The 20181-nt window shown below is 72.8% G+C and carries 20 protein-coding genes; 17 read left to right on the top strand and 3 right to left on the bottom strand.

The window, feature by feature from the left end; translation table 11 throughout:
- Window positions 1–6: 6 nt before the first annotated feature.
- The 9 genes from QSK20_RS19425 (at window position 7) to QSK20_RS19385 (ending at window position 9142) form a co-directional block, all read left to right on the top strand.
- Window positions 7–873, top strand: coding sequence for a cyclase family protein (locus tag QSK20_RS19425; protein WP_285790009.1), 867 nt, complete (start codon window positions 7–9; stop codon window positions 871–873).
- Window positions 866–2290, top strand: coding sequence for an MmgE/PrpD family protein (locus tag QSK20_RS19420; RefSeq protein WP_285790008.1), 1425 nt, complete (start codon window positions 866–868; stop codon window positions 2288–2290). Before QSK20_RS19425 ends, QSK20_RS19420 begins: the two co-directional genes overlap by 8 nt.
- Window positions 2291–2350: 60 nt before the next feature.
- Window positions 2351–3796, top strand: coding sequence for a dihydroorotase (locus QSK20_RS19415; protein WP_285790007.1), 1446 nt, complete (start codon window positions 2351–2353; stop codon window positions 3794–3796).
- On the top strand, window positions 3793–4677 hold the full coding sequence (locus QSK20_RS19410) for an HpcH/HpaI aldolase/citrate lyase family protein (RefSeq protein ID WP_285790006.1): 885 nt from the start codon (window positions 3793–3795) through the stop codon (window positions 4675–4677). Before QSK20_RS19415 ends, QSK20_RS19410 begins: the two co-directional genes overlap by 4 nt.
- Before the next feature lie 128 nt (window positions 4678–4805).
- Window positions 4806–5711 (top strand): FAD:protein FMN transferase, encoded by a 906-nt coding sequence (locus QSK20_RS19405; RefSeq protein ID WP_285790005.1) that lies wholly within the window; start codon window positions 4806–4808, stop codon window positions 5709–5711.
- On the top strand, window positions 5708–6247 hold the full coding sequence (locus tag QSK20_RS19400) for a flavin reductase family protein (RefSeq protein ID WP_285790004.1): 540 nt from the start codon (window positions 5708–5710) through the stop codon (window positions 6245–6247). Before QSK20_RS19405 ends, QSK20_RS19400 begins: the two co-directional genes overlap by 4 nt.
- An 89-nt stretch (window positions 6248–6336) precedes the next feature.
- Window positions 6337–7179: an alpha/beta fold hydrolase gene (locus QSK20_RS19395; protein WP_285790003.1), complete on the top strand. Its 843-nt coding sequence runs from the start codon at window positions 6337–6339 to the stop codon at window positions 7177–7179.
- Window positions 7176–7934, top strand: coding sequence for an alpha/beta fold hydrolase (locus tag QSK20_RS19390; protein WP_285790002.1), 759 nt, complete (start codon window positions 7176–7178; stop codon window positions 7932–7934). The genes QSK20_RS19395 and QSK20_RS19390 overlap by 4 nt, the downstream gene beginning before the upstream one ends.
- On the top strand, window positions 7931–9142 hold the full coding sequence (locus QSK20_RS19385) for an LLM class flavin-dependent oxidoreductase (protein ID WP_285790001.1): 1212 nt from the start codon (window positions 7931–7933) through the stop codon (window positions 9140–9142). Before QSK20_RS19390 ends, QSK20_RS19385 begins: the two co-directional genes overlap by 4 nt.
- Before the next feature lie 37 nt (window positions 9143–9179).
- Here the strand turns inward: QSK20_RS19385 and QSK20_RS19380 are convergent, their stop codons facing one another.
- Window positions 9180–9929 carry a FadR/GntR family transcriptional regulator gene (locus QSK20_RS19380; protein ID WP_285790000.1) on the bottom strand — a complete coding sequence of 250 codons (750 nt, stop codon included), beginning with the start codon at window positions 9927–9929 and terminating at the stop codon, window positions 9180–9182.
- A gap of 118 nt (window positions 9930–10047) precedes the next feature.
- Here QSK20_RS19380 and QSK20_RS19375 point away from each other — a divergent pair, with 118 nt between their 5' ends.
- The 7 genes from QSK20_RS19375 to QSK20_RS19345 all read left to right on the top strand — a co-directional run bounded on the left by QSK20_RS19375 (window position 10048) and on the right by QSK20_RS19345 (window position 17567).
- Window positions 10048–10728 carry a hypothetical protein gene (locus tag QSK20_RS19375; RefSeq protein WP_285789999.1) on the top strand — a complete coding sequence of 227 codons (681 nt, stop codon included), beginning with the start codon at window positions 10048–10050 and terminating at the stop codon, window positions 10726–10728.
- 112 nt (window positions 10729–10840) lie between these two features.
- A complete protein-coding gene (locus QSK20_RS19370; protein WP_285789998.1) occupies window positions 10841–11050 on the top strand; it encodes a hypothetical protein in 210 nt (69 codons plus the stop codon).
- 37 nt (window positions 11051–11087) lie between these two features.
- Window positions 11088–12095 (top strand): SDR family oxidoreductase, encoded by a 1008-nt coding sequence (locus QSK20_RS19365; protein ID WP_285789997.1) that lies wholly within the window; start codon window positions 11088–11090, stop codon window positions 12093–12095.
- Between the two features lie 523 nt (window positions 12096–12618).
- A complete protein-coding gene (locus QSK20_RS19360) occupies window positions 12619–14199 on the top strand; it encodes a BCCT family transporter (RefSeq protein WP_502888948.1) in 1581 nt (526 codons plus the stop codon).
- Between the two features lie 176 nt (window positions 14200–14375).
- A complete protein-coding gene (locus QSK20_RS19355; RefSeq protein ID WP_285789995.1) occupies window positions 14376–15698 on the top strand; it encodes an MFS transporter in 1323 nt (440 codons plus the stop codon).
- A 179-nt stretch (window positions 15699–15877) separates the two neighbouring features.
- A complete protein-coding gene (locus tag QSK20_RS19350; protein ID WP_285789994.1) occupies window positions 15878–17020 on the top strand; it encodes an acyl-CoA dehydrogenase family protein in 1143 nt (380 codons plus the stop codon).
- A gap of 100 nt (window positions 17021–17120) precedes the next feature.
- Window positions 17121–17567, top strand: a complete 447-nt coding sequence (locus QSK20_RS19345; protein WP_285789993.1) for an Lrp/AsnC family transcriptional regulator — start codon at window positions 17121–17123, stop codon at window positions 17565–17567.
- 35 nt (window positions 17568–17602) lie between these two features.
- On the opposite strand, the gene QSK20_RS19340 is transcribed toward QSK20_RS19345, so the two are convergent.
- Window positions 17603–18169, bottom strand: a complete 567-nt coding sequence (locus QSK20_RS19340; RefSeq protein ID WP_285789992.1) for a histidine phosphatase family protein — start codon at window positions 18167–18169, stop codon at window positions 17603–17605.
- 175 nt (window positions 18170–18344) lie between these two features.
- On the opposite strand from QSK20_RS19340, the gene QSK20_RS19335 reads away from it, so the two are divergent.
- Window positions 18345–18539 (top strand): CsbD family protein, encoded by a 195-nt coding sequence (locus QSK20_RS19335; protein ID WP_088985851.1) that lies wholly within the window; start codon window positions 18345–18347, stop codon window positions 18537–18539.
- A 152-nt stretch (window positions 18540–18691) separates the two neighbouring features.
- Here the strand turns inward: QSK20_RS19335 and QSK20_RS19330 are convergent, their stop codons facing one another.
- Window positions 18692–20095, bottom strand: a complete 1404-nt coding sequence (locus QSK20_RS19330) for a KamA family radical SAM protein (RefSeq protein WP_502888936.1) — start codon at window positions 20093–20095, stop codon at window positions 18692–18694.
- Between the last annotated feature and the right edge of the window lie 86 nt (window positions 20096–20181).

Below are 20181 nucleotides of genomic sequence, written 5' to 3'. Positions count from 1 at the left end.
ATTGCCGTGACCACAACGAGCACCACCACCGGGACCAGCCCGTCGACCGGGACCGCGTCGCTGCTGGCCGCCGTCCGCGCCGGAGTCCGGGCGTACGACCTGGGCCGCCGCCTGACGATCGGCATGCCGCAGTCACCGAACCACCCGCCGTTCTGGCACGCCCTTCCCCGCCGGCACGGCGACATGGTGCGTCCCGACGGCGGATCCGCCGCCAACGACATCATCACGATGGGCACGCACGTCGGCACGCACATCGACGCCTTCGCGCACGTATCGCAGGACGGACAGCTGCTCGACGGCTCCGACGCCGGGGCGGCCGGACGCGGCGGACGTTTCGCGGAGTTGGGCGCGCACACCATCGCCCCGATGGTCCGCCGCGGCGTGCTGCTCGACGTCCCGGCCGCGCTGGGCCGGCCCGACGGCTGCGCTCCCGGATACGAGATCACGCCGGAGGACCTGACGGCAGCGGTGAAGCGGCAGGGCACCCCGGTCCAGCCCGGCGACGTGGTGCTGGTGCGCAGCGGCTGGGGACGGCTCTTCGACCACGAGGACCGCACCCGGTTCGTGGGCCACGCCTCCGGCGTACCCGGCGTCGGAGCGGCGGGCGCGACCTGGCTGGCCGACCAGGGGGCGCACGCCGTCGGCGCCGACACGATCGCCTTCGAGTGCCTGCGGCCCGGCGCGGGGCACAGCAGCCTGCCGGCCCACCGCGTGCTGCTGGTCGAACGCGGCGTCTACATCATCGAGACGATGGCGCTGGAGGAACTGGCCGCCGACGGCGTCCACGAGTTCCTGTTCGTACTGTCGCCGCTGGCCATCTTCGGCGCCACCGGCTCTCCGGTCCGACCGCTGGCGGTGGTGGCCGGTGCCTGAGCCGACCCTCGCCGAGCAGCTCGCCGCCTTCGCGGCCCGCACCGGCCGCACCCCACTGCCCGAGCCGGTCGCCGCCAGTGTGCGCCAACGGGTGCTGGACATCCTCGGCCTCTGCGTGGCCGCCGTGCCGTTGCCGACGAGCCGCGCCGCCCTGGATCTCGTGGCCGAACAGGGCGGGCGCGGTCAGGCACACGTCGTCGGGCTGCCCGAGCCGGTGCCGGCGGCGCAGGCCGCGTTCGCCAACGGCGTCCTGGCGCACTCGCTGGACTACGACGACACCCATCTGCCCTCGGTGCTGCACCCCAGCGCCGCCGTGGTCCCCGCCGCGCTGGCCGCCGCGGAGGCCGGCGGCGCCGACGGTGCCGCCCTGACGGCCGCGGTGGCGGTCGGCCTGGAGGTGACCGTACGACTCGGCATGGCCGGCTACGACCCGGCGTTGAACAACTCGGTGTTCTTCGAGCACGGCCAGCACGCCACCTCCATCTGCGGCGCGATGGGCGGCGCCGTCGCCGCCGGCATGCTGCTCGGCCTCGACGAGCGTGGGCTGCGGGACGTGCTCGGGGTGACGGCGTCGATGGCCGCCGGTGTGATCGAGGCCAACCGCACCGGTGGCACGGTGAAGCGGCTGCACTGCGGCTGGGCCGCGCACAGCGCCGTCACCGCCGCGGACCTGGTCCGGCGTGGCTTCACCGGACCGCCCACGGTGCTGGAGGGCCGGTTCGGCTTCTTCACCGCGTTCCTGCGCGGGCAGGCCGACCACGACCAGGTCACCGACGGGCTCGGCGAGCGGTGGGCGGTGCCGGACATCTTCTTCAAGCCGTACCCCGCCAACCACTTCACCCACGCGGCCATCGACGCGGGCCTGGCGCTGCGCGCCCGGGGCGTGCCGGTGGACCGGATCGAGCACATCGAGTTGCGGGTGCCCGCCGCGGTGATCCGTACCATCGGCGAGCCGCTCGCCACCAAACGCGCCCCGGACACCGGCTACCAGGCCCAGTTCAGCGGCCCGTACGCGGTCGTCGCCGGGCTCTGCGGCGGTGGCGGCCTGGGGGTCGCGTTGGGCGACTTCACCGACGACCTGGCGCGCGACCCGCGACGCCGGTCGCTCATGGCCCGCGTCGACGTGGTCCCGGACGACGAGTGCGACCGGATCTTCCCGTACCAGTTCCCGGCCGTCGTGACGGTGCGCACCGGTGACGGGCGGACGTGGCGCGAGGACGTGCTGACCAACCGCGGCGGCCCGCAGCGGCCACTCTCCGACGCCGAGCTGGCCATGAAGTTCCGGGACAACGTCGCCGGGTGGGTCGACCCGGCGACCGCCGACCAGGTGGTGGCCGGGGTGCTCGACCTCGCCGGGGTCGCCGACGTCGGCGACGTCCTGCGCCCCCTGACCCGACTCCGGGCCGGCTCCGACTGACGTGTCCGACTCCGTCTCCGCAAACCCCAGGAGCACATCGTGGAACCTTTTGATCTCGTCGTGAAGAACGTCCGTGTGGTGCGGCACGACCAGGCGGAACCGGCAGCGCTGGACATCGGCGTCCGGGACGGCCGGGTGGCCCACCTCGCGCCGGCCGTCGACACCGAGGGCGTACGCGCCGTGGTCGACGGCGGCGGCAAGCTCGCCTTTCCCGGCGTCGTCGACGCGCACCAGCACTGGGGCATCTACCACCCGCTCAGCGAGGACACCGAAACGGAGAGCCGCGCCTGCGCGCAGGGCGGCGTCACGTCCGCCCTCAACTACATCCGGACCGGGCAGTACTACCTGAACCGGGGCGGACCGTACCGGGAGTTCTTCCCCGAGGTGCTCGCCGCCACCGACCGCAGGTCCTACGTGGACTACGCGTTCCACCTCGCGCCGATGACCGCTGAGCACATCGAGGAGATTCCCGAGCTGGTCCGCGACCACGGCGTCACGTCGTTCAAGGTCTTCATGTTCTACGGCGGACACGGACTGCACGGCAGGTCCGCCGACCAGAGCTCGTTCCTGATGATCCCACCGGACGCCCGGTACGACTACGCCCACTTCGAGTTCGTGATGCGCGGCGTCCAGGCCACCCGCGAGCGGTTCCCCGACCTCGCCGACGCGATATCGCTCTCCCTGCACTGCGAGACGGCGGAGATCATGCGGGCGTACACGCGACTGGTCGAGCAGGAGGGCGCACTGACCGGACTGGCCGCGTACAGCGCCTCCCGGCCGCCGCACTCCGAAGGGCTCGCGGTCAGCATCGCCGCCTATCTCGCCCACGAGACCGGCCTGCCCACCATCAATCTGCTCCACCTGTCGTCGGCCAAGGCGGTCGACGCGGCGCTGCGCATGGCGCAGGCCTTCCCGCACGTCGACTTCCGCCGCGAGGTGACCGTCGGTCACCTGCTGGCCGACATCGACACGGCCTACGGCCTGGGCGGCAAGGTCAACCCTCCGCTGCGTCCCCGGGAGGACGTCGAGGCGCTCTGGGGCCACCTGCTCGACGGGAAGCTCGACTGGGTGGTCAGCGACCACGCCTGCTGCCGCGCGGAGGTCAAGTTCGGGCAGCCGGCCGACGACGTCTTCGTCGCCAAGTCCGGCTTCGGTGGCGCCGAGTACCTGCTGCCCGGCCTGGTCAGCGAGGGCGCCAAGCGCGGCCTGTCGTACGCCCGCGTCGCCGAGCTGACCTCGTGGGCACCGGCCCGCCGCTTCGGGTTGGCGACCAAGGGCGCCATCGCGGAGGGGCTGGACGCCGACTTCTGCCTGGTCGACCCGGACCACACCTGGACGGTGCGGGCGGACGAGTCGCTGTCCGCCCAGGACTACACGCCGTTCGAGGGCATGGAGCTGACCGCCCGGGTCACCGACACCTTCCTGCGCGGGGAGCAGATCCTGCGCGACGGCAACGTGGTCGGGCAGCCGCGCGGCCGCTACCTGACCCGCCCCACCCGCCCGTGACCGCCGTCGGACGGGCCGTGGTGGCCGCCCGCAGCTACCTGTACGTGCCGGCGGACCAGCCGGACAAGGTGGCACGCGCCGCGGACCGCGGTGCCGACGCCTGCATCCTCGACCTCGAGGACGCGGTCGCACCGGCGAACAAGGCCGCCGCCCGGTCGGCCGTCGGCGCGTTCCTCGCCGGCGGCCCGGGGGAGCCGGCCGGCCCACAGTGGTGGGTACGCGTCAACGCGGACGACGCCGCGGCGGACATCGCCGCGGTGGCCGGTCCCCGGCTGACCGGCGTGGTGGTGCCGAAGGCGGACGTCGACCTGCTGGCCGAGGTGCACCGGCTGCTCGGCGACGCGGAGCGGGCCGGCGGGCTGCCGCCCGGCTCGCTGTCGGTGTTCGCGCTCCTGGAGACGGCCGGCGGCGTGCTGCGCGCCGAGGCCGTGGCCGCCGCCCCCCGGGTCGTGCGGCTCGGCCTGGGTGAGGCCGACCTCGCGGCCGAACTGTGCCTGCAGCCCGGCCCGGACCGGGTGGAGTTGTGGCCGCTGCGCTCGCGTGCCGTCCTCGCCGCCGCGGCAGCGGGCATCGCTCCACCGGTCGGCCCGACGGAGACCGCCCTGCGTGATCCGGACCGCCTGGAGGCGACCAGCCGGCTCCTGCTGCGGCAGGGCTTCCGGGGCCGGACCGCCATCCACCCCGCGCAGGTCCCGGTCGTCAACCGGGTGTTCTCGCCGACGCCGGGGGAGGTGGACGCCGCCCGGGACGTCGTGGACCGCCTGGCCGCCGCCGGGCGGAACGGTTCGGGAGTGGCGGTCACCGCCGACGGGCGGATGATCGACGCGGCGGTCGCGCGCAGCGCGCGGGAGGTGCTGGACCGGGCGACCGCCGGCCGGTAAGGCCGGCGGCCCCGGGCGGACGGGGCGGCCTGCGGGCCTGCCCGCGTCCCGGGTCGTACGGGCGGAGCCTTGCCCCAAAAACATCATCATGTTTATCATCTTTAAGAAGGTGATGAAGGGGGCTCCCCATGACCGTCGCCCACGTCGCGCCGACCGCGCACCGCGACCCACCGACCGATCCCGCCATCCGACAACACACCTGCCCGGTGTTCACCTGCACGGTGACGATGGCCAGCCACGGACCACCGACCGTCCCGTTCGCCGAGGCGGAGCGTCGCCTGCGGGCGCTGGACCGGCGGTACTCCCGCTTCCGCGCCGACAGCGAACTGTCCCGGCTGAACGCCGCCGCCGGAAGGTGGCACGACGTCTCCGGCGACCTGCGCGCGATGCTGGAACACGCACTGGCGGTCGCCGCCGCCAGCACCGACCTGGTCAACGCGGCGGTCCTGCCGCGCCTGCTCGCCGCCGGCTACGTACGGTCGTGGGCCGAGGGCGTCCCCGACGCCGTACCGGCACCGCCCGTGGCGCCGGTGCCACCGCTGGCGTCGGTACTGGAACTGCGCGGTCGTACGGCCCGACTCGCGCCCGGGTACGGCATCGACGTCGGGGCGCTCGCGAAGGGCCGGTGGGCCGACGACGTGGTGACCTGGCTGGGCCCCAACTCGGCGGCCGGGATCGGCGGCGACGTGGCGTGCCGTGGGGCGGGTCCGGACGGCGACGGCTGGCCCGTCGCGCTTCCGGACGGCGAGGTACTGCTGGTCCGCGACGGCGGCGTGGCCACCAGCGGTACGGCCAGGCGGCGCTGGGGCGCCGACGGCCACCACCTGATCGATCCCCGCACCGGTGTGCCCGCCACCTCGGACGTCGTCCGGGCCACGGTCCTCGCCGAGACCGGCGCCTGCGCCGACTGGGTGGCCTCGGCGTTGGTGATCGGCGGCAGCCCCGCCGCCGACCGGCTGACCGGCCGCCGCGACGTGCACCAGGTGTGGCTGAGCCGGTCACCGCGCGAGCCGGAGCGGGGAGCGGCCCGGTGAACCGCGACGACCACACCGCCGCCGCCCGGCCCACCGGGCGACGACTGGTCGAGCCGGCCCGGTTCCGGGCCGCCTTCCGGCAGGTGCCCGCGCCGGTGGCGATCGTGCTCGTCCCGGGCGGCCCGCTCGGCGTCACCGGGATCACCTGCACGTCCGCCACGTCACTGTCCGGCGAACCGCCGATGGTGATGCTGGCCGTCGACGAGAAGACCCGCCTCGCGCCGCTGGCCGAGCAGGCCGGCCGGTTCAGCGTCAACTACCTGGCCACGGACCGGGCCCCCTGGGCCCGTGCGTTCGCCTCACGCGGCCGGGATCTCGACGAGTTGGCCGCGGTCGTGGTCGCCGGCCGCACCGGGGTGCCCACCCTGGCCACCGGCACCACCGCGGTCCTCGAATGCCGCACCGCCCAGGTCTACCGGGGCGGCGACCACTGGATCCTCTGCGGCGAGGTACGGCACGCCCGCGCCCAGACCGACGCCGAACCGCTGCTCTACCTCGGCGGGCGCTACGGCACCTTCCAGGCAGCCGACCCGTGACCCCGGTCCGCACCCGGACCCGCGACCCGACCCGGACCGGACCGGTCCGACCGCGACGACCGCAGGCATCACCCCCGGAGGCAGAAGACATGGGCCCACCACGTACGCGCACCGTCGAGGCCGGCGGCTTCACCACCCGTTACTGGGAATGCGAGCCGCCCGGACGGCCACGAGGGACGGTCGTTCTCGTCCACGACGGGGCATTCGGCGGCGACGCCATCGGTAGCTGGTCCGACGTGATGCCCCTGCTGGCCGAGAGCCACCGGGTGCTGGCGCCGGACCTGCTCGGCTACGGCGACACCGACAAGGTCGTCTACCTCGACCGGCCGCCGTACGCCTTCCGCGCCGCCCACCTGGCCGCGTTCTGCGCCGCCGTGGGCGTGGACACCGCCCACTTCGTGGGCCAGTCCTTCGGCGGGTCGCTGGTGCTGCGGTCCCTGGCCACGCCGTCACCGGCGCTGCCCGCACTGTCCGGAACAAGCATCTGCGGCACCGGCGGCCCGTGGCGGTCGGCGAAAGGCATCAGCGAACTCGGCCGGTTCGACGGCACCGAGCAGGACGTCCGCCGCCTCGTCGCCCTGACCGTGGACGAGTACCCCGGATTCGACGAGGCGGTCCGCGTGCGGTACGCCAACACCCGCAAGCCCGGACACGTCCAGGCGTGCCTGGCCGCCCGCCTGCGCCACCCCACCCTGCCGAACGCCGACGGCTCCGGGACCTGGCCGGCGGCGCTGCGGGACTGCCCGGTGCCGACGCTCGTGGTCGAGGGCACCCGCGACGACCTGCTCGAATCCGGCTGGAGTCGGCACTTCGAAGGACTCTCGCCGCTGGTGCGGACGCACCGGATGGACGCCCGGCACGCGCCGAACCTGGACCAGCCGGAGGAGGTCGCCGCGCTGCTGCTGGCGTTCTTCGAGGAGAGCACGCGGTGAGCCGGCTGCTCTTCCTGCACGACGTGGATGTCCTGCCCGGGCCGGTCGGCGCGTTACGCCTGCTCGCGGAGGACACCGACGTCGTCGTGCCGCGTCACCCCGGGTTCGGCACCCCGGTCGACGACGTCGCCGGGCAGTGGGACAGCGTCGCCGACCTGGCGCAGCACTACCTGTCCGACGCGGTGCCCGGCCTGGTGAGCGACCCGACGGCCGGGCCCCTGCACCTGGCGGGAGCCGGGTTCGGCGGCTGGATCGCGTTGGAGATGGCGGTCCGCGCGCCGCACCTGTTCGCCTCCCTCATCCTGACCTCGCCGTACGGGGTGAAGCTGTCCGGTCCGCGGGAGCGCGACTTCGCCGACATCATGCTGCTCGACCCGGACGAGGTGGTGGAGCTGGGCTGGGCCGACCCGGCGGCCTGTCAGGACCTGCGCATGCCCGGCTTCCCCACGGGTCTGGCCGACAGCGAGTACGCGCGCGCCTTCGCCGACCGGGCCGCCCTCGCGCGGTACGCCTGGAAGCCGTTCCTGCACGACCCGAGGCTGCGCCGGTGGCTGCACGTCGTCACCGTGCCCACGCTCGTGCTGGCGGGCGCCCGCGACCGGCTGGTGCCGCCGACGCACAGCGCCGAACTGGCCGGCCTGCTCCCCGTGGCGCGGTTCGTCGAGGTGCCGGACGCCGGTCACTACCCGTACCTGGAGCGTCCCGACGAGTTCCACCGGCTGGTCCGGTCCTTCCTGAGGGGAGTACGCCCGTGAGGCTCTACCACTTCACCGAAATGCCGTACCCGTTCGTTCCACCCGAGGCGGAGGAGGCCAACCGGGGGCTCAAGTACTTCATGCCCAACCGGTACTACGACCCGGTCCGCGGCCACGAGCTCTACCAGCGCTACCTCGACGAGTACGAACTCGCCGACGAACTGGGCTTCGACCTCATGGTCAACGAGCACCACCAGTCGGCGTCGACCCTCCAGGTGTCGGCCACGCTCAGCGCCGCCTCCGTGCTGCACCGCACCCGGCGTGGCCGGGTGCTCGTGCTCGGCACACCCCTGCCGCACCGGGAGAGCCCGGTGCGGGTCGCCGAGGAGATCGCGTACCTGGACGCGGTCAGCGGCGGACGCATCGACTGCGGCTTCGTCCGTGGCGTGCAGGGCGAGACGTTCCCCTCGAACCAGAACCCCGTACACAACATGGAGATGTTCGTCGAGGCACACGACCTCATCAGGGAGGCGTGGACCCGCGGAGACGTCTTCTCCTGGGAAGGCCGGCACTACCACTACCGGTACGTGAGCGTGTGGCCCCGGCCCTACCAGCAGCCCCACCCGCCGATCTGGGTCAGCGGCACCTCCACCCGGCTGGTGGAGTGGACCGCCCGGCACGGCTACACCCTCTGCAACCTGCTCGGCACCTACGACGACACCGCGACGTCCTTCCGGCTCTACCGGCGCACCGCCGTGGCGGCCGGCCAGCCCGAGCCGGGCCCGGACCGGTTCGCCTACATGGCGCTGTGCCACGTCGCGCCGACCGAGGAGAAGGCCCGGCAGACCGGCCGCAAGCTGATGTACTACCTCAGGTCCGGCCGGTTACGCCTGGGCGCGGCCAGCCCGCCCGGCTACTTCCCACCCTCGGCGGCGGTGGCCGCGCTCCAGGGCCGGCTCGGGGCCGTCCGCCGGATGAGCTTCGAGGACCTGATCGACGCCGGCATCCTCCTGGTGGGCACACCTGACCGGGTCGCCGCGCAGATCCACGAGCTCTACGCGCGGACCGGGGTCGGGCACCTGATCCTGATGAACCATGCCGGCGACATGACGAGCAACGAGGTGCGCGACCACCTCACGCTGTTCGCCCGGGAGGTCATGCCGGCGGTGACCGGTCTGGGCGCCGACTGGCGTACCCAGGACACGTCCTGGCGGGTGGACAACGACCGCACGCCGGTCCAGGCGGTTCTCTCCAGCGCCCTGTCCTGACCGGGGCCGGCCGTGGGGTGGTCGGCGGTCCGCGCCGTCACCAGCCGACGATCTCGTCGCGCAGGCCGGCGTAGTCGCGGTCCAGATGCGCGACCAGCGCCACCATGTGCGCCCGCATGAGCTCCTCGGCCAGCGCCCCGTCCCCGGCGACGATGGCCTCGGCGACCGCCTGGTGCTCCTGCCGCACCTCCACCCAGCGCTCCGGGCGACGCTCGGCGGCGACGATCCGCTCGGTGTAGATCTCCGTCAGTGCCCGACCGAACAGATCCAGCACGCCGTTGCCGGACACGCCGGCCAGCACACCGTGGAAGCGCTGCAGGACGGGCAGGTAGTCGCGCTCGTCGCGGCCCTCCAGGCTCTGATGCTCGCGCATCGACTCGGCCAGCTCCCGCAGGCGGGCAGGGTCACGACGCTCGGCGGCCAACCGGGCCATCATCGGCTCCATGATCAGCCGGGCCTCGACCAGCTCACCGAAGGGGGTCCGGTCCATCTGCAGGAACAGCGCCAGGGTCCGGCCGAAGGTGTGCGGCTTGGCGGCCCCGACGACCGGGCCACCGCCACGGCCGGGCCGGACCTGCACCAGGCCGTTGTTCTCCAGGATTCGTAGGGCCTCGCGCAGTGTTCCGCGGCTGACCCCGTACGCCTGAAGCATCTGCGCCTCGGTGGGCAGGGCGGCACCCGTGGGCAGCCCCTGCTCCACGATGTCCTCCACGACCTGCCGGGCCACCAGTTCGCTCATCTTCGCGGCGCGCTGGCGAAACCTCGGGGCGGGCTGCGGGTCGGGCATGGACGCAGTCTACGAGGGCCCGACGCCACCGCCGGACGAGCGGGTTCCACCGGTCGCCGACGACCTCAGGACGGCGTGACGCGGGGCCGGTTGCGGGGCATGGATAAACTTCGCTTCCGTGGATCTCCACACCGCGGGCGGCCGGGCGGACGGGATGGTCGGTTACACGCTGTGTTCGACTCCGGAGAGTCCGGTCTGGGGCCAGGACCAGGGGGCGATCGACGATGCCTACGAGATGTTTCTCAGTGACACGTACATCGACATCGCCACGTTGCCGCCGTGCGGGGAGTGCCTGCGGGTGGCGGAGTTACTGACCGACCCCGACACGGCGCCACCGCTGCATCACAGCATCTGGCCGGAGGTCGAGGCCAGATCCACCGGTGACGGGATCCGGGGCCTCCTGAACACCGACATCGTCACCGGCGCGCCGAACGGCCGGCGGGCCGCCGTGCATCTGCTGACCTTCACCTCGGTGCCGGACCAGCCGGGCTTCGGTGACCTCGTCCGGGTCGTGCAGGTGGAGTGGGACTGGGGCGACGACGTCCTGATGGGGTGGGTGACCGACTGGGCGGCGGTGATCGACTTTGCGGCGGCCGCCGGCGTGCCGGACCGTGACCGGCAGATGATCGCCGTGGCCGCGAGCCTCGACGGTGGGCCGCCGGTCAGCCTCGAATCTGCCGTCGTGTTCGTCGGTGATCCGGCGGCGGCCCGGCGGGTGATCGAGGCGGTCGCGATCGCCACGGGTCACGGCGACCGGTGGGAGCTCACCGAGAGGTCGACCCCAAGCACCCACACCTGAGCAGGGCGGGTGCACGGCCCCGGCCGCGGCGCGGGCGGAAGGGGGCGGCGTCGCGTGTGCGGTCGCGCCAGCCGGGTACGCCGGGGGCACACGGCGGCGCAGCGGAGGTGCGATGAGCGAGGGGACCGCACGACCGGACGGGCGGCGTACCAGCCCGACCGAGCGGCTGGCCGAGGACGTGGCCGACGTGGTCCGCGAGGAGGTGCGGGCCGTACGCGCGCAGGTGGGCAGGGCGGCCCGCCCGGCCGGCGCGCCCCCTGCCGGCAACCATGTCGCGCAGCCCGGGCGCGGTGGGGTGACTGGGACGCCCGTGGACGGGTAGTGCTGGCAGGAAGCCGACGGCGGGAGGCGGAACGGGCATGCGACACCAGGACATCCGGGTGGCGGTGGTGACCGGGGCGAGCGCAGGCGTCGGCCGGGCCACGGTACGCCTCCTGGCCCGGCGCGGGATCGCTGTCGCGCTGCTGGCCCGGGGGCGCGTCGGACTCGACGCCGCCGCCGGGGAGGTCCGCGCCGCCGGCAGCCGGGCCCTCCCGATCGAGGTCGACATGGCCGACCACGACCAGGTCGTCGACGCCGGCCGGCGGGTCGAGACGGAGCTCGGCCCGATCGACCTGTGGATCAACAACGCTTTCAGCTCCGTCTTCGCGCCGTTCCAGCAGACCCGGCCGGAGGAGTTCCGTCGGGCCGTGGACGTCACCTACCTCGGCTACGTCCACGGCACCCGTGCGGCGCTGTCCCACATGACTCCCCGCGACCGGGGCACGATCGTGCAGGTCAGCTCCGCGTTGGCCTACCGGGGCATTCCGCTGCAGGCAGCCTACTGCGGGGCGAAGCACGCCATCGTCGGCTTCACCGAGGCACTGCGCTGTGAGCTGCTGCACGAGCGCAGCAATGTCAAGTTGACAATGGTGCACCTGCCGGCGTTGAACACCCCGCAGTTCGACTGGCTGCTGTCCCGGCTGCCCCGGCACGCCGAGCCGGTGCCGCCGATCTACGAGCCGGAGGTCGCCGCCCGCGCGATCGTCGGGGCCGCAGACCGCCCGGGCCGGCGCGCATACTGGGTCGGCGCCCCCACCGTCCTGACCATCCTCGGCAACCGTGTCGCACCAGGACTACTCGACCGCTACCTGGCCCGAACCGGCTACCGGTCCCAGCAGACCGGCGGTCCCGTCGACCACGACCGACCGCACAATCTCTGGCAGCCGCTGGACGGGCCCGGCGGGCACGACCACGGCGCACGGGGCGGCTTCTCCTCCCGGGCGCACAGCCGCAGCCCGCAGGCCTGGCTCTCCCGGCACCGGGTGGCGGCTGTCGCGGGTGTACTCGGGACGGCGGCCGGCGTCCTTGCCTGGCAACGGCACTGACCCACCGGGGCGCCCGGACGCGGTGTCGACGAACCACGGAACCGTGGTCGGTCACCTCGCTCTTCTCGTATCCTTTGCGCAGCGGGGTGCCGGGCCAGCGCTCGGATGTGACGACCGTTCCGTCCTTCCCGGCGAGTCCGGCTTACTTCCCGTCAGCCGGATCGCCTCCTGACCGCCGGTCCACCCGTTCCGATCACCTCGCCCATCGGTGGTGTCACACGACTGTCACCGAATCGCAGGACTATCGCCACGTTCCACCCCCAGAGTGGTGCGGCATCGTCAGCCACGTCGGAGGAATCGAGCCCTTGGCGGAATCTGCGCGCCTGCCGCCTGTTCCGCATCCCTGGGGAGCGACTCTTCCGAGTTCGTGAGTCGCTGACGTGAGTGAACACGAAGCCGTGGGCCATCCGACGCGCGAAGCGCCGGCAGGGTGGTCTGCGTCCCGCGAAATCCCGGAGGTCCACAGAGTATGACCGTGCCTGCCACCAGTGCGCCGAGTGACGACACCGAACCGCCGGGCGACGTGCCGGTCCCGCCAGACGGTCGTCCGCAGGGCATCGACTGGACGGTGCTCGGCGTCGCCGCCGCGGTGTCCGTGCTCTTCGTCGGGTGGGGCATCGCGGCCACCGACAACCTGACGTCGGTCACCGACGCGGCGCTGGACTGGGTGGTCGGCGCCTTCGGCTGGGTCTTCGTGCTGGCCAGTGCCGCCTTCGTGGTGCTGTCGGTCTGGCTGGCGCTGAGCCGGTACGGCCGGATCAAGCTCGGCCGCGACGACGAGAACCCGGAGTTCTCCACCGTCTCGTGGGTCGCGATGATGTTCAGCGCCGGCATGGGTATCGGCCTGATGTTCTGGGGTGCGGCCGAGCCACTGTCCCACCTGGGCACCCCGCCCCGCGGTCTGAACGAACCGAACTCCCCGCAGGCCGCCCGGGTGGCCATGGAGTACTCGTTCTTCCACTGGGCGCTGCACCCGTGGGCGATCTACGCCGTGGTCGGTCTGGCGCTGGCGTACTTCACCTTCCGCAAGGGGCGGCGTGGCTTGATCAGCAGCGCGTTCTTCCCGCTCATCGGAGAGCGCGCGCACCGTGGTCCCGGGAAGGCCATCGACATTTTCGCGATCTTCGCGACGCTGTTCGGATCGGCCGTCTCCCTCGGTCTGGGTGCCCTCCAGATCAACAGCGGCCTGACCAACCTCTGGGACGTACCGAAGTCGACGCCGTTGGCGATCGGCATCATCGCCGTCCTCACCGCGGCGTTCGTGGTGTCCGCCATCACCGGCGTCAAGCGCGGAATCCAGTTCCTGTCGAACACCAACATGGTGCTCGCGGTGGCGCTGCTGTTCTTCCTGCTCGTGGTGGGCCCTACCGTCTTCATCCTCAACACGCTCACCGCGTCGACCGGCGGCTACCTCTACGACCTCATTCCGATGAGCTTCCGCACCGGCGCCTTCGGCGGCGAGGAGTGGATGGCGGGCTGGACCATCTTCTACTGGGCCTGGTGGATCTCCTGGACCCCGTTCGTCGGTTCCTTCATCGCCCGCATCTCCCGGGGGCGGACGATCCGTCAGTTCGTCCTCGGGGTGGTGGCCATTCCGAGCCTCGTCAGCTTCGTCTGGTTCTCGGTGTTCGGCGGCACCGCCATCGACCTGCAACTGGGCGGCACCGACCTGTCCCAGGCCGTGGCGGAAAGCCCGGAGGCCGCGCTCTTCGCGGTCCTGCGGGAGTTCCCCTTCTTCACCGTCACGGCGATCCTGGTGATGGTGCTGGTGGCGCTCTTCTTCGTCAGTGGAGCCGATGCCGCGTCGGTGGTGATGGGCACGCTCTCCGCACGTGGCACCATCGAGCCGAAGAGTTGGCTGGTCGCCATGTGGGGCGTACTGACCGGCCTGGTGGCCGCGGTGCTGCTGCTCGCCGGCGGGCTGTCCGCCCTCCAGTCGCTGACCATCCTCGCCGCGCTGCCGTTCCTGTTCGTCATGGTCGGCATGGTCGCCGGGCTGCTCCGTGAGCTGCGCCGCGAACCGCCCACCGCGACGATGGACCCCGAGATCCTCGCCCTGGCGAGAGCCGCACAGCCGGCACCCACGCACCCCGACGCCTCCTGACCGTCGTGCCGGCGCGGGCGGTCTCCGAAGGGGACGGCCCGCGCCGCACCCGGGCTCGGAGCCGGAACACAGCCGGTGGACGGGAGGAGCCGCAACCAGCACCGCACCGTGACAGGCCAGCGTCGACGGCGGAAAAGCCGTGGCCGGCACCCACCGTCCGTTGCTAGCGTCCCGCGGTGACGCGCGGGGCGGGGGAGCGACTCGACGGACGGTTCGGGCGGCTGTGGGCGGCGGCGACCGCCTCGGCGCTCGGCAGTGGACTGAGCACGGTCGCCGCGCCGCTGCTGGTCGCCTCGCTCACCGACGACCCGGTGGTGGTGTCCGGGGCGTTCGCGGTCGCGTGGCTGCCCTGGCTGCTGTTCGCCCTGCCCGGCGGGGTCCTCGTCGACCGGGTCGACCGGCGTCGGCTGATGATCGTCGTCGACTGGCTGCGGGTGGGCGCGCTGGTGCTGCTCGGCCTCTGCGTCGTCACCGGCCTGGTGACCGTGACCCTGCTCTACACCGTGCTGTTCCTGCTGAACACCGGCGAGATCGTGGTCCGGTCGGCGAGCCAGGCGATGGTGCCGACGGTGGTGCCCCGGGACCTCCTCGAACGGGCCAACGGCTGGCTCTCCGGCGGCACGACGGTAGCCCAGGGAATGATCGCCGGCCCGCTCGGCGGGCTGCTGTTCGTGCTGGCCGCAGGCGTGCCGTTCCTGGCCAACGCCGCCACGTACGCGGTCAGCGCGGTGCTGCTGGCCGGGATCGCCGGGTCGTACCGCCCACAGCCGGCCACCACCGGCGCCCGGTCGGTCCGGGCGGACCTCCTCGAGGGGCTCCGCTGGCTGGCCGGGCACCGGCTGCTGCGCACCATGGCGGTGCTGATCGGGCTGCTCAACGTCACGCTCACCGCCGCGTTCGCGCTGCTGGTCCTGCTCGCGCGGGACCGGCTCGGCCTCGGCTCGGTCGGCTACGGCGTGCTGCTCACCTGCATGGCCGTCGGCAGCCTGGCCGGCGCGTTGGTCGGTGACCGGCTCATCGCGGCGGTCGGCGCGACCTGGACCATCCGGGTCGGCCTGCTCACCGAGGTCGCGCTGCACCTGACGCTCGCCGTCTCCTCCGACGCGTACGTCGTCGGCGGGGCGCTGGCGTTGTTCGGGGTGCACGGGGCGCTGTGGGGGATCGTCGCCAGTTCGCTGCGCCAACGGCTGACCCCGCCGGAGCTGCTGGGTCGGGTCGGCAGCGCCAACCTGTTCGTCGCGGCCGGGGGCAACTGTGTCGGCGCGCTGCTCGGCGGGGCGCTGGCCGCGCGGTTCGGGCTGACCGCACCGTACTGGGTCGGGTTCGTGGTGGCGGTGCTGGTCACCGCGTCGACATGGCGGGTCTTCGACCGGGATACCGTCGCCCGGGCGTACGCCGAACCCCCGGTCCCCGTGGCGCCGAAGGACGGCGGTCCGGCGACCACCGCGCCGGAGTCGGTCGGCCGACCGCACGACCCGAGTGGCCCGAACGACCGTTAAGCTGACGGGGTGGGTGCGCGCGAGGGAGATCCGCCGAACCGGTGGTCCACCGCGCGCCGCGTCCCGGCCCCGCACGGGTCGGGCGCGCTCGGCGCTCACGTTGGCCCGCGACCCGCGCGCCGGCCGCACGGCGGCCGGCGCGCGCCGGTTCACCCCCACCCCACGGAGCGCACCGCACGATGACTGTCGACCGGATCCTGCCCACCGACGAGGCCCACGACCTTCTGGCGCTCGCCACCGAACTCGCCGACCGGGAACTCGCGCCCCGGGCCGCCGACTTCGAGGCGCGCGCCGAGTTCCCCCGGGAGGTGCTGCGCACCCTCGGCCGGGCCGGTCTGCTCGGCCTGCCCTACCCCGAGGAGCACGGTGGGGCCGCCCAGCCGTACGAGGTCTACCTCCAGGTGCTGGAGATCCTGGCCAGCCGCTGGCTCGCCGTGGCCGAGGCGGTCAGCGTGCACACCCTGGCCTGCTTCCCGGTCGCCCAGTACGGCAGCGACGAGCTGCGCAAGCGGCTGCCCGACATGCTCGGCGGGGAACTGCTCGGCGCGTACTGCCTCTCCGAGCCGCAGGGCGGGTCGGACGCGGCGTCGCTGGCCACCCGGGCGACCCGTGACGGCGACGACTACGTCCTCTCCGGGACCAAGGCGTGGATCACCCACGCGCACAGCGCCGACTTCTACAACGTCTTCTGCCGCACCGGGGGACCGGGCCCGAAGGGCATCTCCTGCCTGCTGGCCGACGCCGGAACCCCGGGGATCACGCCGCAGGCCGTCGAACGGACCATGGGGCTGCGCTCCTCGCCGGTCGCGCAGATCGCCTTCGACGACGCCCGGGTGCCGGCGGACCGTCTCGTCGGCGGGGAGGGCACCGGCTTCACCATCGCGATGTCCGCCCTGGACTCGGGCCGGCTGGGCATCGCCGCCTGTGCGGTGGGGCTCGCCCAGGGGGCACTGGACTACGCGGTCGGCTACGCCCGCGAGCGTCAGCAGTTCGGCCGGGCGATCGTCGACTTCCAGGGGCTCGGTTTCCTCCTGGCGGACCTGGCCACCCAGGTCTCGGCGGCCCGGGCGCTGACCCTGGCGGCGGCCCGGCTGCGCGACGCCGGCCGGCCGTACTCGATCGAGGCGGCCAAGGCGAAGCTGTTCGCCACCGACGTGGCGATGCGGGTCACCACCGACGCGGTCCAGGTGCTCGGCGGCGCGGGGTACGTCGCCGACCACCCGGTGGAGCGGTTCATGCGGGAGGCCAAGGTGCTCCAGATCGTGGAGGGCACCAACCAGATCCAGCGGCTGGTGATCTCCCGCGCCCTGGCCAAGGGCTGACGCGCCGTCCACTGTGGCGTTCCCGGGCCCGGGTGTGACGCGCGGGACGCCACGGTGGGACGTCGTCGCCGGGAGAGGGTTTTCCCGGTAGGTTGCGAGCGTGGAGGAGACCGATCGCGCCATCGTCGCCGCCCTGACCGTCGACGGCCGGCTGTCGTACACCGACCTGGCCGAACGGGTCGGGCTGTCGGTGTCCGCCGTGCACCAGCGGGTGCGGCGGCTGGAGCAACGCGGTGTGATCAAGGGGTACGCCGCGCAGGTGTCGTTCGAGGCGCTGGACCTGCCGTTGACCGCCTTCGTGGCGATCCGCCCGTTCGACCCGTCGCAGCCGGACGACGCCCCGGAACGGCTGGCCCACCTGCCGGAGATCGACTCGTGCTACTCGGTGGCGGGGGAGGACTTCTACCTGCTCCTGGTGCGGGTGGCCGGTCCGGCCGACCTGGAGCGCCTGTTGCAGGAGATCCGCACGGCGGCGAACGTCACCACCCGCACGACGGTGGTGCTGTCCACCCCGTACGAGAAGCGGACGCCGCGCATCGGCCTGTAGGGGGCCGCCGGTCGGGCTTGCGCCGTGGATTCGCCTCAGCGGGCGTTCCAGCTCAGGACGACCTGCCGCCCGTGCTCGTGACCGAGGACGCTGACGCTGGCGGTGTCGAGCCGCAGCCGGCCGCCGCCGGCGGGTGGCAGCCCGATCCACCGGGCACCGAGCACCCGTAGCGCGTGCGCGTGGGCGACCAGGGCCACGTCGCCGGTGTCGAGCAGGGGAGTGACCCGGGCCAGCACCCGGTCGAGGCGTGCGCCGACCTGCGCCGGCGATTCGCCGTCCGGGCAGCCGTCCTGCCAGATGACCCAGTCCGGGCGCTCGACGCGGACCTCGGCGGTGGTGCGGCCCTCGTAGGTGCCGTAGTGCCACTCGGTCAGGTCCTCCTCGACGTCGTCGACGTCGAGACCGGCGAGGTCGGCGGTGCGCAGCGCGCGTCGGCGGGGGCTGGCCAGCACGGTGGCGAACCCGCGGCCGGCGAGCCGGTCGCGCAGCGCGGCGGCCTGGCGTTCGCCGTCGGGCGTCAGCTCCAGGTCGGTGTACGAGGTGTGCCGACGGGCGGCACTCCAGGCGGTCTCGCCGTGGCGGATCAGCACGAGCTCTCCCATCGGGCCAGTCAACCACCGGCGGTCAGTCGGAGCCCTTCCGCCCTCAACCTATCTTCCTAGGATGCCTTACGGGGTGTGCACCCGCACACAACCGGATGTTTCCGCCGACAACCACGGGGCAAATCCATGGACAGGCCCGACGAGGGGGCCGGAGCAGCCGGAGGGAGTGGTGGACGTGAGCTTCACCGACAAGGCGAAGAACAAGGCCGACGAGCTGACCGGTGCCGCCAAGGAGCGCATCGGCGACGCGACGAACAACGAGCGCCTACGGGCCGAGGGAAGCACGCAGCAGACCGAGGCGCGGGCCCGTCAGGCGGGCGAGCACGCCAAGGACGCCGGTCGGGACGTGCGGGACGCGTTCACGAAGTGACCGTCGCCCGGTAGCTCGAACGGACCGAGGGGGTCCCGGCAGTTGCCGGGACCCCCTCGGTCATGAACTTTCGGGTGCCGCCCGAACCCCACCACTGTCGTCGAGTCGAGAGCCGCAACTGCATGATCGACGAGCGGGGTGCGGGAGGTGCGTCAGTCGTCGACGCGGTGGGTGGTCCACCACGCCTGCCCGGCCTCGGGCAGGGTGTCGATCGGGTCGTAGTAGGCGTACCGCTTGTCCAGCGCCTCCAGGTCGGTCTGCTCGATGGAGGTGCGGTAGTTCTTCGTCCAGTACGAGATGCCGCGTTCGCGGTCGTACTCGGTGAGCATGTGCACCCAGCGCTTGCCGACGAAGGGGACGTCGCAGACGATCCGTGGGGTGGCGTAGCCGGGCAGGTAGCCCATGATGTCGTGCTGGAGCTGCTGGGCGTGCCAGACCGGGACCCGCCAGTGTTCGGCGTTGGGGATCATGTCGCACATGTAGAAGTAGTACGGCAGGATTCCGGCCTCGCCCTGGAGCGCGAAGCAGAGGTCGAGCAGGTCGGGTGCGGTGGCGTTGACGCCGCGCATGAGGACGCCCTGGTTGCGGACGTCGCGGACGCCGACGTCGAGGGCGGTCTGGGCGGCCCGGGCGACCAGTGGGGTCAGCGACTGGGCGTGGTTGACGTGGGTGTGGATGGCGAGGTTGACGCCGCGTCGGGCGGCGGTGCGGGCGACCCGTTCGAGGCCCTCGACGACGTCGGGCTGGAGCCAGTGCTGGGGTAGGCCCATGAGGGCCTTGGTGGCGAGCCGGATGTCGCGGATGGTCTCGATCTCCAGCAGGCGCATCAGGTAGGACTCGAGGTTGCGCCAGGGGACGTTGGCGACGTCGCCGCCGGAGACGACGACGTCCCGGACCCCGGGGTGGGCCTTGAGGTAGGTGATGTGGGCGTCGTACCGGTCGACGGGCTTGAGGGTGAGCTTGAGCTTGTCGACGGCGGGGGTGGAGTTGCCGACGAGGTCCATCCGGGTGCAGTGGCCGCAGTACTGCGGGCAGGTGGAGAGCAGCTCGGCGAGGACCTTGGTGGGGTAGCGGTGGGTGAGGCCCTCGGCGACCCACATGTCGTGTTCGTGGAGTGAGTCGCGGCTGGCGTAGGGGTGGGAGGGCCAGTCGGTGCGTCGGTCGGAGGCGACGGGGATCATGTAGCGCCGGATGGGGTCGGCGAGGAACGCCTCGGTGGTCATCGGGGCGAACGGGACCATGGTGTTGAGCATCTGGGGCGGCACCAGCATGGACATGGTGGCCAGGGCGTGCTGGTCGGCGGTGAGGTCGGCGTAGAAGCTTTCGTCGACGGTGTCGCCGAGGACGGTGCGGAGCTGCTTGATGTTCTTGACGCAGTTGACGCGTTGCCACTGGGCGGATTCCCACTGGTCGCGGGTGACGTGGCGCCAGCCGGGGAAGCGGGTCCAGTCGGGTTCGACGAGTGGGGCGCGGCGGTATTCGTAGGGCTGGCCGGCGGCTGGTGGCGCGACCGGGGTGGGACGGGTGGCCGTCGCCAGCGGTTGTGTCGGTGTCACGAACCCTCCTCGGTGCGGTCGGTGCTGCCAGCGGCCCCGAAGGCTACTGGAAAATCTGCGGTCGAGAAATTAGTCTGCCGTAAGTT

The sequence above is a fragment of the Micromonospora sp. NBRC 101691 genome (assembly GCF_030269285.1).
Taxonomy (GTDB): domain Bacteria; phylum Actinomycetota; class Actinomycetes; order Mycobacteriales; family Micromonosporaceae; genus Micromonospora; species Micromonospora echinospora.
The sequence above is the reverse complement of the archived record's forward strand: the minus strand, read 5'-3'. Positions and strand labels throughout refer to the sequence as shown.

Bases quoted from the DNA above. Each gene is read 5' to 3' on its own strand.
- QSK20_RS19340 (WP_285789992.1), bottom strand. From the start codon at position 18,169: ATGGGAGAGCTCGTGCTGATCCGCCACGGCGAGACCGCCTGGAGTGCC.
- QSK20_RS19380 (WP_285790000.1), bottom strand. From the start codon at position 9,929: ATGCCCGACCCGCAGCCCGCCCCGAGGTTTCGCCAGCGCGCCGCGAAG.
- QSK20_RS19395 (WP_285790003.1), top strand. From the start codon at position 6,337: ATGGGCCCACCACGTACGCGCACCGTCGAGGCCGGCGGCTTCACCACC.
- QSK20_RS19405 (WP_285790005.1), top strand. From the start codon at position 4,806: ATGACCGTCGCCCACGTCGCGCCGACCGCGCACCGCGACCCACCGACC.
- QSK20_RS19365 (WP_285789997.1), top strand. From the start codon at position 11,088: ATGCGACACCAGGACATCCGGGTGGCGGTGGTGACCGGGGCGAGCGCA.
- QSK20_RS19350 (WP_285789994.1), top strand. From the start codon at position 15,878: ATGACTGTCGACCGGATCCTGCCCACCGACGAGGCCCACGACCTTCTG.
- QSK20_RS19370 (WP_285789998.1), top strand. From the start codon at position 10,841: ATGAGCGAGGGGACCGCACGACCGGACGGGCGGCGTACCAGCCCGACC.